This window comes from Streptomyces xantholiticus (assembly GCF_014651015.1).
Taxonomy (GTDB): Bacteria; Actinomycetota; Actinomycetes; order Streptomycetales; family Streptomycetaceae; genus Streptomyces; species Streptomyces xantholiticus.
On record NZ_BMWB01000005.1, the window covers coordinates 10,479 to 26,345 of the forward strand.

Sequence of the window (15,867 nt, forward strand, 5' to 3'; positions counted from 1 at the left end):
GATCGCTCCAGCGGCGGCCCTCCGCGACACCCTGCCGGGCACGCCGAAAGGCCGCCGCCTCCCGAAGCGTCAGGCTCCAAAGGCGGCGGCCTCGTGGCGCAGGCGTCAGCCCTGCCGCGCGATCAGGCTCGCCGGGCGCAGGTCCGTCCAGTGCTCCTCGACGTACGCGACGCACGCCTCACGGGTGTCCTCGCCGAAGACGGCCCGCCACCCGGCGGGGACCTCGGCGAAGGAGGGCCACAGCGAGTGCTGGTTCTCGTCGTTGACGAGGACCAGGAAGCGGCCCTGCGGGTCCTCGAACGGGTTGGTGCTCATGCGTTGTCACTCCTCAGGGACTTTACGGTGAACAGCTCCGACAGTGGCTGTTCGGGGTCGGCTGCCACGGTCCGCAGCAGGTTCTGGAGCTCGTCGGCCAGACGCCGTGCCTTGTCGGTGCCGAGCAGGTCGGTGGCGTGGATCAGCTCGCAGTGCACGGCACCCTCGCCGCGCGGCTCGTAGAAGCTGAGGATCAGCTCCGCACGCGCCGTGCCCGTGGGGACGGCGTCGAAGGAGCCGATGCCGCCCTCCAGTTGTTCGAGGTCGGCCTGCTCGTGGTGGATCACCATGACCTGCGGGCCCTTAGCCGGCAGCCCCGTGGCCCTGACCACCTCGTCGAACGGGACGTCCTGTCGGTCCAGGGCGCCGAGTGTGGTCTCCCGGACCCGGGCCAGCAACTCCGCGAACGTCGGGTCGCCCCCGGTGTCGGTCCGGAGCACGACCGTGTTGAGGAAGCAGCCGACCAGGTCGGCGAGCTGGTCGTCGGTCCGGCCGGCGACCATCGTACCGATGGGCAGGTCGGTGCCCGAGCCGTGGGCGGTGAGCAGCGCGGCGAGCGCCGAGTGGAGCACCATGAACATGCTGGTGCCGGTGGTGCGGGCGAGCCGGTCCACAGCCGCGTGGAGCTCTTCGTCCAGGACGAAGCCCACGTAGTCACCGGGGCGTCCGCCCGACGCGGTCGGGGTCGCGGCGTCACGGGGCGCGTCGGCCGGCAAAGCGAGGCGTGCCGGGACGTCCCTCAGCGTCTGCCGCCAGTAGGCGAGTTGCTGTGCGCCCCGGCTGTCCGGGTCGGACAGGTCGCCCAGGACCTCATGCGCCCACCGCGTGTAGTCCGCGTAGGTGACCGGCAGCGGCTCCCACTCCGGTGCACGGCCCTCGGCGCGGGCCGCGTAGGCAGCGGTGAGGTCGCGGAACAGGGGCACCACGGACCATTCGTCCACCGCCAGATAGTGCATGGTCAGCAGGAGCGCCTGGCCGCCGTCCCCGTCCGTGAGCAGGTGGGCCCGCAGCGGCGCCTCCCGGTCGGGGCGAGGTGCCCGGGCGGCGACCTCCACCAGGCGCGCGTCGAGGTCGGCGCACCGCTCCACGGTGAGCGCGGGGGCCGGTACCGGCTCCTGGAACACGGCGCCGTCCCGCTCGGTGAACGCGGTGCGCAGCGGTTCGTGCCGCGCCACCACGTCGGCGAGCGCCGCAGCGACGGTGTCCCCGTCGAGGCCGCCCGGGGAGCGCAGCACCAGCGCGTGGTCGAAGCCGGGGCTGCGGCGGTACGACTCCCACTGCCAGCGCTGTACAGGCGCGACGGCCAGTGGCTCCTCGCGCTCCTCGGCGGGACGCAGCGCGGGACGGGCGGCCACTGCACCTTCGAGCTTGGCGGCGATCCCGGCGACCGTGAGCGCGTCGAAGACGTCACGGATGCTCAGTTCGACGCCGAGTTCGGCGCGGACACGGCCCAGGAGCCGCATCGAGGCCATGGAGTGGCCGCCGAGCGCGAAGAAGTTGTCGTGGATACCGACGTTGTCCAGCTTGAGGATCTCGCAGAACAGCTCAGCGAGCCTGGCCTGCGTCTTTGTGGCGGGGTGTGCGTCACCGGTCATAGCGGACCAGTCGGGGGCGGGCAGCGCCTTGCGGTCCAGCTTGCCGTTGGGCGTCAGCGGCAGCGGGCCGTCCAGCGGCACGACGAGGGACGGGACCATGTACTCGGGCAGCAGCCCGGCGACATGGCCACGGAGCTCCTGCGCGTCCAGCTCCGGTCGCATGCCGTCCCCGGCCTCGCGGACCGCGTAGCCGACCAGGCGGACGATGTCCCCGTCGCGGTCGGGCACCACGGCGGCCTGCGCGACCGACGGGTGTCCGGCGAGGGCCGCCTCGATCTCGCCCAGCTCGATGCGGAAGCCGCGGATCTTCACCTGGGTGTCGACCCGGCCGAGGAAGTCGATGTTGCCGTCCGCGCGCCAGCGTGCGCGGTCGCCCGTGCGGTACATACGGCTACCCGGGGCCCCGAACGGATCGGCGACGAACCGTTCGCAGGTGAGCGCCGCCTTGCCGAGGTAGCCGCGGGCGAGGCCGCGCCCGGCGACGTACAGCTCTCCCACGACGCCCGGCGGGACGGGACGCAGGTGCTCGTCGAGCACGTAGCAGCGGGTGTTGGGGTCGGGGCGGCCGATGGGGACCCGGCCGCCGGGGCGGCCGCCGTACTCCCGCGCCGGCCACAGCGTGGAGTTGACCGTCGCCTCGGTGAGCCCGTAGGCGCAGATCAGGTTCGCCGTGGCACCGAACCGCTCGAACAGGTCCGGCGGCACCGTCTCCGTGCCGACCAGGACGGTCGACCCCTCGGGCAGTTCGCAGCCGGGCGGCAGGGCGGACACCAGGGACGGCGGCAGGATCATGTGGGTGATCCGCTGGTCGGCGAGGAAGTCGGTGAGCGCCGGACCGGCCACGCGGGCCTCGTCGGTGATGAGGACGAGCCTTCCGCCGTGGCACAGCGCCATCGCCAGTTCGAAGACGAAGACGTCGAAGCCGATCGACGCGAACTGCAGCACGCGGCTGTCGCGTTCCAGGCCCATGCGGTCGACGGCGGTCGCTACGAGGCTGGCGATGCCCTCGTGCGGGACGACGACGCCCTTGGGGCGGCCGGTCGAACCGGAGGTGTAGATCACGTACGACGCCTGGTCGAGGGCGAGTGGACGGGCGTCCACCGGGCCGCCGGGGAACCGGTCCAGTTCACCGGCGGTCTCGGGCCCGTCGAGCAGCACGACCGGCACGCCCGGCACGTCGGGGATCTTCCCGGCGACGGGCTCGGTGCCGACCACCAGGGCGGCGCCGGAGTCCTCGATCATGTACGTGAGGCGGTCCGCCGGGTGCACGAGGTCCAGCGGGAGGAACGCGGCGCCCAGCTTCTGCGCGGCGACGACGGTGGCGACCATGTCGACCGAGCGGGGCACCGCCACGCCGACCACGCTCTCGGCGCCGACGCCGTGCGCGGCGAGGAGCCGGGCGATGCGGTTGGCACGGGCGTCGAGCTGGGCGTACGTCAGGGAGCGGGAGCGCTCGACGACGGCGACCGCGTCGGGCCGTTCGGTGACCTGCCGGGCGAACAGCGCCGGCAGGGTGGCCTCTTCGACCGTGCGCGGCGCGCCGTTGAAGCCGTCCAGCACCAGCCCCCGTTCCTCACCGGACAGGATCTCGGCCTGCGACAGCGGTGCTTCCGGGGCGGCGACGACCGCGGCGACCAGGGCGCGGAGGCGGTCGCCGATGCGCTCGGCCGTCTCCTGGTCGAAGAGCTCGGTGGCGAACTCCAGGCGGCAGCCCAGGGAGTCGGCGTCGCCGTCGGTGGAGGTGTGCTCGGTGAAGCTGAAGACCAGGTCGAACTTGGCGGAGCTGATCCGGAACGGCACGTACTCGACGCCCAGTCCGGGCAGCTCCAGCTCGTCGCCGGTGCGGGCGTGGTAGCCCACCATCACCTGGAACAGCGGGTTGCGGGAGAGGGACCGGGTGGGGTTGAGCTTCTCCACGACGGACTCGAACGGCACATCCGCGTGGGAGAACGCGGCCAGGTCGGTCTCGCGGACGCGGCCCAGCAGTTCGGTGAAGCCGGGGTCGGCGCTCAGGTCGGTGCGGAGCACGAGGGTGTTGACGAAGAAGCCGACGAGGTCGTCCAGCGCCTCGTCGCCGCGCCCGGCGATGGGCGATCCGAGGGGGATGTCCGTGCCGGCGCCCATGCGGTGCAGCAGGGCGGCGACGGCGGCATGCACCACCATGAACATGCTGGCACCGGTGTCCCGGGCGAGCCGCCGAAGCCCCTCGTGGACCTCGGGGTCGAAGTCGATGTCCAGCTCGGCGCCGGAGAACGCCGGGCGCGCGGGCCGCGGCCGGTCCGTGGGCAGCTCCAGCTCCTCGGGAGCGCCTTCCAGCGTCGTACACCAGTACTCCAGCTGCCGGGCGGCGAGGCTGTCCGGGTCGGCGGGGTCGCCGAGCAGGCGCTGCTGCCACAGGGCGTAGTCGGCGTACTGGACGGGCAGCGGCTCCCAGCCGGGCGCCTCGCCGGTGGTCAGGCGTGCCTCGTAGGCGGTGGCCAGGTCCCGCAGGAACGGGCGGTCCGACCACTCGTCGGTGGTGATGTGGTGCAGGAGGAGGACGACGACGTGGTCCTCCGGCGTCACCTCGATGACGGTCGCCCGCAGCGGCAACTCGGCGGCCAGGGCGAAGGGGCGGTTGATGGCCGCGTCCACGAGGCCGGGCACCTCGTCATCCGACGCCCGCAGGTGCTCCACCACGGGCCAGGCCTCTTCGGCGGGCAGCACGCGCTGGAACGCCTGGCCGTCGCGCTCGGCGAAGACCGTGCGCAGCGCCTCGTGCCGGGCGGTCACGTCCGCGAGGGCGGCGGCCCACGCGTCGCGGTCGAGGGCGCCGCGCAGCCGCATCACGAGCGGGAAGTTGTACGCGGCCGACGTGCACTCGATCTGCTGGACGACCCACAGCCGCTGCTGGGCGTGGGACAGGGGCATCTCGTCGGGCCGGTCGCCGACGGTCAGCGCCGGGCGGGCGGGGCCGTTGCCGGCGATGGCCCGCTCGACGAGTTCGGCGACGGTGGGGGCCTCGAACAGGTCGCGGATGGCGAGTTCGGCGTCGAGGGCGGTGCGGGCGCGGCTCACGAGGCGGGTGGCCAGCAGGGAGTGGCCGCCCAGCTCGAAGAAGTCGCTGTCGATGCCGACGCTGCCCTCGGGCAGGCCCAGCACCTCGGCGTAGAGGGCGCACAGCGTCTCCTCGCGCGGGGTGCGCGGGGCGCGGCTCGGCCCGGTGCCGCCGAAGTCGGGGGTGGGCAGGGCCCGTACGTCCAGCTTGCCGTTGACCGTCAGCGGGAGCGTCTCCACGGTCATCAGGGCCGCCGGGACCATGTAGTCGGGCAGGCCGGCCTTGAGGTGGTCTCGCAGGCGCTGTACGAGGGCATCGCCGGTCTCCGTGCCGGCCTCGGGCACGACGTAGCCGACCAGGCGCTTCGTACCGGCGGTCTCGTTGACGACGACGGCGGCGTGGGCGACGTCCGGGTGCGCGGACAGGGCGGTGGAGATCTCGCCCAGTTCGATGCGGTAGCCGCGGATCTTGACCTGGTCGTCGGTGCGGCCGAGGAAGTCCAGCAGACCGTCAGGGCGCTGCCGTACGAGGTCGCCGGTGCGGTACATCCGCTCGCCGGGCCCGCCGAACGGGTCGGCCACGAACCGTTCGGCGGTCAGGCCGGGCCGGTCGTGGTAGCCGCGGGCCAGGCCGGTGCCGGCGATGTACAGCTCGCCGGGGCTGCCCGGCGGAACGGGCCGCAGCATCGTGTCGAGCACGTAGGCGCGGGTGTTGCGGATGGGCATGCCGACCGTGGGGGTGGCGCTGTCCGTCGTGGATCCGCCGAGGGTGTTGATCGTGTACTCGGTCGGGCCGTACAGGTTGTAGCCGTAGGTGCCCTCCGTGCGGCTCAGCCGGGTCCACACCGTGTCGGACACGGCCTCGCCTCCGAGCAGGACCAGCGCGGGCCGGTGCTTGCCGACGACGGGGTCGTCGTCCTGGTCGAGCAGGCCCTCCTCGATGAGCAGTTGGGCGTAGGTGGGCGTCACGTTGACGACGTCGACGCGGTGGCGGTCGCAGTAGGCGACCAGGGCCTCGGCGTCGCGGCGCAGGTCCTCGTCGCAGACGTGCACCTCGTGGCCCTCGACGAGCCAGAGCAGCTCCTCCCAGGACATGTCGAAGGCGAAGGACACGGTGTGCGCGATGCGCAGGCGCCGTCCGCCGGCCGAGGCGATGGCCGGGTCGAAGATCTCCTTCTGGTGGTTGAGCTGCATGTTCGTCAGGCCCCGGTATGGGGTGACGACGCCCTTCGGGCGGCCGGTCGAGCCGGAGGTGTAGATGACGTAGGCCGGGTGCTCCAGCCGGTCCGGCACGCCGTGGGCGAAGGCGGGCCGTTCGGCGTCCGCGATGTCGCCGCCCGGCAGGGCTGCCAGCTCGGCTGCCACCGCCTCGTCGTCGAGGAGGAGTTCGGGCGCGACGGGCCCGGTGTCGCCACGCAGGGTCGGGGCGACGGCCGTCGTGGACACCAGGCACAGGGGGCCGGTGTCCTCGACCATGAGCCGCAGCCGGTCGGCTGGGTGGTCGAGGTCGAGCGGCAGGTAGGCCGCGCCGGTGCGCAGGACCGCGAACAGTGCGGCCACCATGTCGATGGAGCGGGGCAGCGCCAGTGCGACAACCTTCTCGGGGCCGGCGCCACGGGCGAGCAGCAGCCGGGCGATCCGGTTGATGTGCGCGTCCAGTTCGGCGTACGTGAGGGCGCGTTCGCCGAAGACCAGCGCCACCGCGTCCGGGGTACGGGCGACCTGGGCGGTCAGCATGTCGGCGATGGTCTCGTCGGGGAGGGGCTCGCGGCTGCCGGCCCAGTCGGCCGTCAGGCCGTCCCGCTCGCCGGGCAGCAGCAGGTCCAGGGCGCCGACCGGCGTGGTCAGGTCGCCGATGAGCCGCTCCACGACGGCGCCGAAGCGGTCCAGGGTGGCCGCGGCCCGCTCGTCGTCGACGAGGTCGGGGCGGTACTCCAGCTTGGCCTGCACGGTTTCGGCCGGGTTGACGATGAGCGTCATCGGGTAGTGGGTGGCGTCCACGCTGCCCACGCCGATGATGCCGTGCCGGTCGGTCAACCGCTTGAACGCGCCCTCGTCGGCGAAGTTCTGCAGGACGTACAGCGTGTCGAACAGGGTGGCGTGGCCGCCCGCGCGCTGGAGTTCGGCAAGACCCAGGTAGTCGTGGTCCATCACGGTGACCCGCTCCGCCTGGATGCGGCGCAGCAGGTCGCCGACCTGCTCGGCGGGGTCGAGGGTGATCCGCTGGGGCACGGTGTTGAGGAACATGCCGATGGTCGTGTCGACGTCCTGCACGTCCGCCGGGCGCCCGGCGACGGTGGCGCCGAACACCACGTCGTCGCGGCCGACCGTGGAGGACAGGACCAGCGCCCACGCGGCCGAGAGCACCGCGTTGATGGTCAGCCCGTGCTCGCGGGCCGACGAGCGGAGCCGCTCGCTCAGTGTGCGGCCGAGGCTGAGGGTGCGGCGACGCGGGATGGTCGGTTCGTCACCGCGTTCGCGGGCGACGAGGGTCGGCTCGTCCAGTCCGCCCAGGGCGCGTCGCCAGGTCTCGCGGGCCGCGTCGAAGTCCTGGCCGGCGAGCCAGCTCAGGTAGTCCCGGTAGCTACCCGGAGCGGCCAGGGCGCTGTCGTCGCCCGCCGCCGCGTACAGCTCCAGCAGTTCGTCCAGGAAGAGGGACTGCGACCAGCCGTCCCAGGCGACCAGGTGGTGGCTGAGCATGAGCCGGTCGGTGGTGTCGGTGAGCCGGATCAGAGTGAGCCGGAACAGCGGGGGCGCGGCCAGGTTGAACCGCCGGCGCCGGTCGGTGTCGGATATCTCCGCCAGCCGGTGCTGCCGCTCGGCCTCGGTCAGTCCGGTGAGGTCGATCTCGGTGAGCGGCAGCGGCAGTTCGCCGGCCGGGCACACCAACTGGACCGGCTCGGGCAGGCCGTCACTGGTGATACCGGCGCAGAGGCTGGGGTGGCGGCGCAGCAGGGTGGCGCAGGCGGCGCGGAGCCGGTCGGCGTCGAGCCGGTGGTCGAAGTCGAAGGTGTCCTGCGCGGTGTAGACGTCGAGGGCCGAGGTGTCGTAGCTGGCGTGGAAGTAGATGCCTTCCTGAAGCGGAGACAGCGGCCAGATGTCCGCCACGGGTGCGGGGCTGACCCTCTCGACCAGGTCGATGTCCGCCTGGGTGAGGGCGACCAGGGGGACGTCCGACGGGGTGAGCGACGGGGCGGCGCCGCGGGTGCCGGTGCGGGCGACGAGCTCGCGCAGGGCGTCGGCCCAGGCGCGGCCGAGGGCCTCGACGTCGGCGGCGGTGAGGGCGCCGCCGTCCGGCCAGGTCCAGGTGGCGCGCAGTTCGGGGCCCTGCGGGGTCTCCGCGCAGACGGCGTTGACCTGGAGCGGGTACGGCATGGCGAGGTCGGCGTCGGGCTCGACGCGCAGCGCGTCGGTCTCGACGGCCGGCGCCCAGTCGCGGGTCTGTTCGGCGGGGAGCCGTCCGAAGTAGTTGAACAGCACCTGGGCGGTGGACAGTTGGGCGAACACGGGAGCGAGCTGCGGGTTGAGGTAGCGCAGCATGCCGTATCCGGCTCCGCTGTCGGGGGCGGACCGCACGGACTCCTTGACCTGCTTGAGCGCGTCGAGCGGGTCTCCCGTGGCAGCCAGGCGCACGGGGTGGAGGCTGGTGAACCAGCCCACGGTGCGCGACAGGTCGGCGTCGGTGCCGTCGCGGCCGTGCCGCTCCAGGTCGACCAGCAGGTCGGCGTCGTCGGCGGTCCCGCCGCGCCAGCTGGACACTGCGGTGCGCAGAGCGGCGAGCAGGACCTCGGTGACGTCGGCTCCGGCCGCCGCGGGCACCGCGGTGAGCAGCGCCTTGGTCTCCTCGGCGGGCAGGGTCACGAGGTACTCCCGGGCCGCGCCCGAGGTGCCGGTACGGGTGGCGGCGGGCACCAGCTCGGCGCCCGGGGCCAGGGTCTTGGCCCAGTACGGCAGTTCTGCCTGTCGCTGCGGCGAGGTGGCCTGCTCGGCGACCTCGCGGGCGAAACGGCGCAGGGAGGTGGGCACCGGCTCCAGGGCGGGCGGCTCGTCCCGTACGACGGCGTCCCAGGCGGCGGCCAGGTCGCTGAGGAGGACGCGCCAGGACACGCCGTCGACGACCAGGTGGTGCATGACGAGAAGCAGTCGTCCGGGCCTTGCGGCACCGGCGTCGAACCACACGGCCTGCACCATCATGCCGGTGTCGGGGTCGAGGCGGTCGGCGGCGGCGTGGGACTGCGCACCGACGGCTGCCCGGAAGGCGTCGTCGTCGAGGTCCCGCACGTCCACGCGGCGCAGCAGCGCGGCGGCGTCCACCGAGCCCGGCTCCGTGGTCCGTGCGGACCAGAGAGCGGGGATGGCGGGGCCGAGGTCCATGCGGGTGAGGGTGAGCCGCAGCCCGTCGTGGTGGTCGAGGACCGACTGGAGGACCCGGGCCAGCTTCTCGGTGTCCGCACCGGCGGGCGCCTGGAGCAACATCGACAGGTTGAAGCGGCTGATCGTGCCGCCGTCCTCGCGGAGTTGGTGGACGATCGGCAGGAGCGTCACGTCTCCCACGCCGTCGGAGTCGGCGGCCACTGAGGGTGCCGCTGCCGGTGTGCCGGTGACGGTGACGGCCAGCGCGGCGGGGGTCCGGTGCTCGAAGACGTCCCGCGGGCTGATCGGCAGCCCGGCCTTGCGGGCCCGGCTGGAGACCGCCATGGAAAGGATGCTGTCGCCGCCGAGGACGAAGAAGTCCTCGTCCGCGTCGACCGCTTCGATGCCGAGTACCTCGGCGAAGATCGCGCACAGCTGGTGCTCGTGGCCTTCGCGTGTGTCTCGGCCGTGCCGCCTGCGGACCTCGGGTGCGGGCAGTGCCTTGTGGTCCACCTTTCCTCCGGGGGTGAGGGGCAGCGCCTCCAGCCGCACGAAGTGGCTGGGCACCATGGGCGCGGGCACCGTGCCGCTCAACGCCTCCCGTACCGTCTCCACGTCAAGGGCGGTCCCGGCGGCCGGTACGAGGTAGGCCACCAGCTGCTTGGCTCCCCGCTCGTCGTCACGGGCCACGACCGTGACGTCGCCGACGGCCGGCAGATCGCGCAGCCGCGCTTCGATTTCCCCGAGCTCCACCCGGTTACCCCTGATCTTGACCTGGTGGTCGGTGCGCCCGAGGTAGGTGAGCACACCGTCTCCACTGAACTGAACCATGTCTCCGGTGCGGTACATCCGCTCTCCCGGACCGCCGAACGGATCGGCGACGAAGCGCTCCGCGGTCAGCGCGGTGCGTCCGTGATAGCCGCGGGCCAGCTGTCCGCCCGCGATGTAGAGCTCGCCCGGCTCGCCCTCCGCGACGGGGCGGAGGTGGCGGTCGAGGACGTAGAGGCGGGTGTTCCACACCGGGCACCCGATGGGCACCGTGCCGCTCTCCTCCGGAGCGCTGCCCGCCTCCCAGCTGGTGACCTGGATGACGGCCTCGGTGGGGCCGTACACGTTGTACAGCGGCACACCGGTGCGCTCACGCCAGCGCCTGGCCAGCGGCACGGGCAGTGCCTCGCCGCCGCTGAAGGCGCGGCGCACGGTGGCCCACCACTCCCCTTCTCCTGCCTCGTCCTCGGCAAGCAGGGCGCCGTAGATCGAGGGCACGAGGTCGACGCCGGTGACGCGTTCGCGACGGATCAGCTCGATGAGGTACGCGGGGTCCCGGTGCCCGTCCGGCCGGGCGATCACGACGGTACCCCCGCTCAGCAGCGGGGCGAAGATCTCCAGTACGGACGGGTCGAAGCTGGTCGAGTACTGGTGCAGAACGCGCTCGTCGGGGCCGTACCCGAAGCGGTCCGCGGTCCAGGCGAGTTGGGCGACGACGCCCCGGTGCGGTACGACCACACCCTTGGGGCGGCCGGTGGAGCCGGAGGTGTACATCACGTACGCGGCGCTGTCCGGGTGGACCGGCACGGCGACGGGCGCCTGCGGAGTCCGGGCGGCCCTCTCCTCGTCGGTCACGTCGAGCACGACGTGCGTCACGCCGTCGAGTTCGGGCAGCCGGGTCCGGGACGCGGCGGTGACGACGACGGTCCGCGCCCCGGAGTCGGTGAGCATGTACCGCACCCGGTCGGCCGGGTAGTCGGTGTCGACCGGCAGGTAGGCCGCGCCCGACTTGAGCACGCCGAGCAGGGCGACCAGGGTTTCGGCGGAGCGGGGAACGGCGACGGCGACGACGGATTCGGGCGTCACGCCGTGCGCCACGAGCCGGTGGGCCAGTGCTTCGGCCCGGGCGTCCAGTTCGGCGTACGTCGTCCTTCCGGCTTCGTGGACCAGCGCGGTCGCGTCCGGCGTGCGGCGGGCCTGCCGCGTGAAGGCCGCGTGCACCGTGTCGTCGGGCAGGGCCCGTACCGCTCCGGCCAGTCGGTCGAGGGTGGTGCGCCGCTCGTCGTCGGTGAGCGTGGCGAGCCGGGCGACCGGGCGGAGCGGGTCGGTGACGATCTGCTCGAGGACGGCCGTCAGGCGGTCCGCGAACCGGCGCGCCGCCGCGGTGTCGAGGCGTGCCGGATCGTGGTCGAGGCGCAGCCGGAGCCGCACGCCGGGCAGCACGGTGAGGGCCAGCGGGTAGTGCACGGCGTCGCTGATGTGCGAGCCGGTGACGCGGACCTGTCCCGTCGGATCGGCCGGCTCGCCCGCGTCGGGAAGGTTCTCCACGACGACGAGTGCCTCGAACAGCTCTCCGCGTCCCACCGTCCGCTGGATCTCCGCGAGCCCCACGTGCTGGTGGTCCAGCAGGTCCGCCTGCTCGTCCTGGAAGCGGGCCAGGACGTCCACGAGCGACTGCTCGGGCTGCCACCGCAGCCGCGCCGGCAGGGTGTTGATGAGCAGGCCGACCAGGGTCTCCACGCCCTCGACGGGGGCCTGGCGGCCGGAGACGGTGCTGCCGAACACCACGTCACGGGAGCCTGTGACATCGCCCAGGAGGAGGCCGAAGCCGCCCTGGACGACGCTGCCGAGCGTCAGGCCGAGCTGCCGGGTCCGCGCGGCGAGCGTCGCCGTGTCGGCCTCGGACAGTTCGACGGTGACCGTGCCGGAGCGCTGCGCGGCGGTGCCCGCTGCCCGTACGGGGAGCCGTGCGGGACCGTCGAAGCCGGAGAGCGCGTCGCTCCAGGCGCCCAGCGCGGCATCCCGGTCACGGGCGGCGAGCCAGCCCGCGTACGCCCGGTACGCCGGGTCGGACTCGGGCCGGGACGCCTCGGCGCCCGGCCGGTAGCCGTCCAGCAGCTGCCGCATCAGGAGCGACACCGACCAGCCGTCCACGACGATGTGGTGCAGCGTCAGCACGAGCTGCGACCGATCGGCGCCGTAACGGATCAGCGCGGCCCGCAGGAGCGGCGGCGCCGCGAGGTCGAAGCCGACGGCCTGCTCCTGTTCCATCAAGTCGTCGGCGGCAGCGGCCTGTTGTTCGGCATCCAGCGCGGCGAGGTCGGCGTACCGCCACGGCAGCTCGGCCCGCTCGCCGATGAGCTGGACGATCCTGCCGTCCGCGAGCTGGTGGAAGGCGGCGCGCAGCAGCGGGTGGCGGTCCAGCAGGCCCTGTACGGCGGCCCGCAGCACCTCGGCGTCGACGTCACCGGCGAGTTCGACGGTGTCCTGTACGGCGTAGCCGTCCGCACCGCCCTCGTCGACGGAGGCGTGGAAGTAGAAGCCCTCCTGGAGCGGTGTGGCGGGCAGGACGTCGACCAAGCCGGGGACCGCCGCGGCGCACTCGGCACGCTCGGCCTCGCCGAGGCTGACGAGCGAGAACGGAGCGGGCAGCTCCTGCGGCCCGGCCGTCGAGCCGGGCGGCACCGCGCCCCCGGCGAGGCGGGCCAGCGCGGCGACCGTGCGCTGGCGGAACACATCGCGCGGGGTGACCTTCAGACCGGCCTCACGGGCGCGGTTGACGAGCTGGATGGCGACGATGCTGTCGCCGCCGAGCTCGAAGAAGCTGTCGTGGACGCCCACCGACGGCAGGCCGAGCACATCGGCGAACAGCGTCGCGAGCGCGGTCTCGGCGGGCGTGGTGGGGGCGTCGTCGCCGGCCATCGCGGTCCACCGGGGGGCGGGCAGGGCGCGCCTGTCCAGCTTCCCGTTGGGGGTGAGCGGCAGCTGGCCGTCAAGGCGTACGACGGCGGACGGAACCATGTAGTCCGGCAGGGCCTCGGCGATGCTCGTCCGCGCCGCCGACACCGCCGCGTCGGCGTCCTGGCCCGGTTCGGCCACGAGATACGCGACGAGGCGCTTGACGTCGCGGTGGTCCTCGCGGACGAGGACGGCTGCCTGCGCGATGCCGGGGCAGGCCATGAAGGCGCTCTCGATCTCACCGGGCTCGATGCGGTGGCCGCGGATCTTGATCTGGCCGTCGGCGCGGCCGAGGAACTCCAGGTTTCCGTCGGTGGTCCAGCGGACACGGTCGCCGGTGCGGTACATCCGCGCGCCGGCCTCACCGTCGAACGGGTCCGCGACGAAGCGTTCGGCGGTCAGCCCCGGCCTGCCCAGGTAGCCGCGTGCGAGGCCGCGCCCGCCGACGTACAGCTCTCCCTCGGCGCCCGCAGGCACCGGGCGCAGGGCCGCGTCGAGGACGTATGCGCGGGTATTGGGGTCCGGCACACCGATGGGCGCCGGTCCCGGCCGGTCGGGGTCGGCGATCCACAGCGTGGAGTTGACGGTGGCCTCGGTGAGGCCGTAGGCGACGACGACCCGGACCCGCCCGGCCCAGCGGGCGATCAGCTCGCTGGGCACCGCCTCCGTGCCCACGATCAGGACAGAGCCGTCGGGCAGCTCGCAGTCCTGCGGCAGCGCCGAGACGAGCGACGGCGGCAGGATCATGTGGGTGGCGCGGTGGCGCGCGATGTAGTCGGTGAGGGCGGGGCCGGCGACACGGCGCTCGGTCGGGACGACGATGATCCGGCCGCCGACGCACAGCGACATGATCAGGTCCCAGACCGTCACGTCGAAGCCCACGGAGGCGAACTGCACGACGCGGCTGTCGGAGGTGATGCCGATGCGGTCGGTGGCCGTGGCGACGAGGCTGCCGACGCCGTCGTGGGAGACCACCACACCCTTGGGGCGGCCGGTGGAGCCCGAGGTGTAGATGACGTAGGCGGCCTGCTCCAGCGCGACGGACACCTCCGGGTCTCCGGCGTCGAACGCGGCCAGTTCGGTGACGAGGGCCGCGTCGTCCAGCACCAGGCGCTCGACGCCACTCGCGTCCGGCAGTTCGGCCGACAGCGCGCGCGTCGTCACGATCGTCCGGGCGCCCGAGTCGTCCAGCATGTAGGCGATGCGGTCCTGGGGGTGGTCGGCGTCCAGCGGCAGGTACGCGGCCCCGGCCTTCATCACGGCGAGCAGGGCGACGACAAGCTCCGGGGAGCGGGGCAGCGCGACACCGACGACGTGCTCGGCGCCCACTTTGCGGGAGAGGAGGAGCCGTGCCAGGCGGTTCGCGGCGCCGTTGAGTTCCGCGTACGTCAGCTCCCGGTCCTCGCAGACGAGCGCCACGGCGTCCGGGGTGCGCCACACCTGCTGCTCGAAGGCGGCGGGCCAGGAGAGTTCGGCGACCTCGCGGGGCGAGACGCCGAGTTCTTCGACGAGCAGCGACCGTTCGGCGCCCGTGGTGAGCTCCAGGCGGGCCACCGGGCTGTTCAGGTCCTCGGCGAGGGTGCGCAGCAGCAGGAGGAAGCGCCGCTGGTGCTCCTCCAGGGTGGGCTGGTCACAGACGTCGGCGTCCGCGTCGAAGTCGATACGGAGACCCTGACCCCCAGACGTGAACGCCATGGTGATCGCCAGGTCGCTGACGGGCCCGAGCCACCGCGGCAGGAAGTCGGCGTCCAGGTCGCCGAAGCGCAGGTCGTCGGTGCCCGGCAGGATGTTGACCGTGGGTCCGACGAGTTCTTGCACGCCGTCGGTCAGTCCGAGCTCCCTGGCCAGGTCCTCGGCACGGTAGCGGCTGTGCGTGACGGTTTCGTGGACGGCCTGTTCGACGATGGCGAGCAGTCGGCGGCCGGTCATGCCGGGGCGCACCTGGACGCGGAGCGGAAGGACGTTGGAGACCATTCCGGGGGTACGCCGGGTCTGCGGGTCCCGCCGGGCGGTGACGGGCAGTCCGAGGACGAGGTCCTGGCGTCCTGTCACACGGTGCAGGTAGGCGGCGACGGCGGCCACGAGGAGGCGTGAGGGCTTTGCCCCGGCTCGCACCGCGGTGGAGTGGAGCCTGGCGACCAGGGCCGGTGCGAGCTCCGTCGTCCGGCGCAGACGCCGCGACATCGGGGCCGACGAGCGGGGGACGAGCCGCACCGGCTCGGGGCGGTCGGCCATCCGGGTGAGCCAGTAGGCGCGGTCCTCTTCGTGCTGCGGTGACTCCCGGTAGGCGATGTCCGCGTCGACCAGGCGCGACAGGGACCAGTCGGGGGCGGTGGTCGGCTCCGTGCCGCTGTAGAGGTCGCCGGCGCGCCGGATGATCTCCGCGATTCCGGTGCCGTCGACAACGATGTGGTGGTAGCGCTGGTACCAGAGGACGCGGTCGTCGGCCAGGACGAACAGCTTCTGTGCGAAGAGGGGGGCGTCGAGGAGATCGATGGGCCTGTCGCGGTCCGCCTCCATCAGCGCCTCCGCGGCCCCGCGCGGATTCGTCTCACCGGCCACGTCGATGACGGGGAGGTCGACCGGGCAGCGCGTGGGCACCTGGCGCGGCACACCGTTGTCCGCGACGACGCGGACGTGCAGCGACTCGGCTTCCTCGGTCGCCTGCCGGACGGCGGACGCCAGCCGGCCGAGATCGGCCACGCCACTGAGCTCAAGGACGAACGAGACGTTGAAGGCCGAGCCGTCGGGCTCGATCTGCTGGGCAAGCCAGATTCCGGATTGCCCGCCGGTGACGGGTGTCCCGGCGATGCAAGTCCGGTCCGACTCGGCGTCAAACATC

Annotated in this window: 2 protein-coding genes; both read right to left on the reverse strand. The window is 73.1% G+C overall.

The window, feature by feature from the left end:
• Nucleotides 1-105: 105 nt before the first annotated feature.
• On the reverse strand, nucleotides 106-315 hold the full coding sequence (locus IE198_RS10615; RefSeq protein ID WP_189885147.1) for an MbtH family protein: 210 nt from the start codon (nucleotides 313-315) through the stop codon (nucleotides 106-108).
• Entirely contained in the window at nucleotides 312-15,866 is a 15,555-nt protein-coding gene (locus IE198_RS10620; protein ID WP_189885149.1) for a non-ribosomal peptide synthetase, read from the reverse strand. Before IE198_RS10620 ends, IE198_RS10615 begins: the two co-directional genes overlap by 4 nt.
• Nucleotide 15,867: the final 1 nt, after the last annotated feature.

Excerpts from the sequence above, each read along its gene's own strand:
- IE198_RS10620 (WP_189885149.1), bottom strand. The coding sequence starts at position 15,866 with ATGTTTGACGCCGAGTCGGACCGGACTTGCATCGCCGGGACACCCGTC.
- IE198_RS10615 (WP_189885147.1), bottom strand. The coding sequence starts at position 315 with ATGAGCACCAACCCGTTCGAGGACCCGCAGGGCCGCTTCCTGGTCCTC.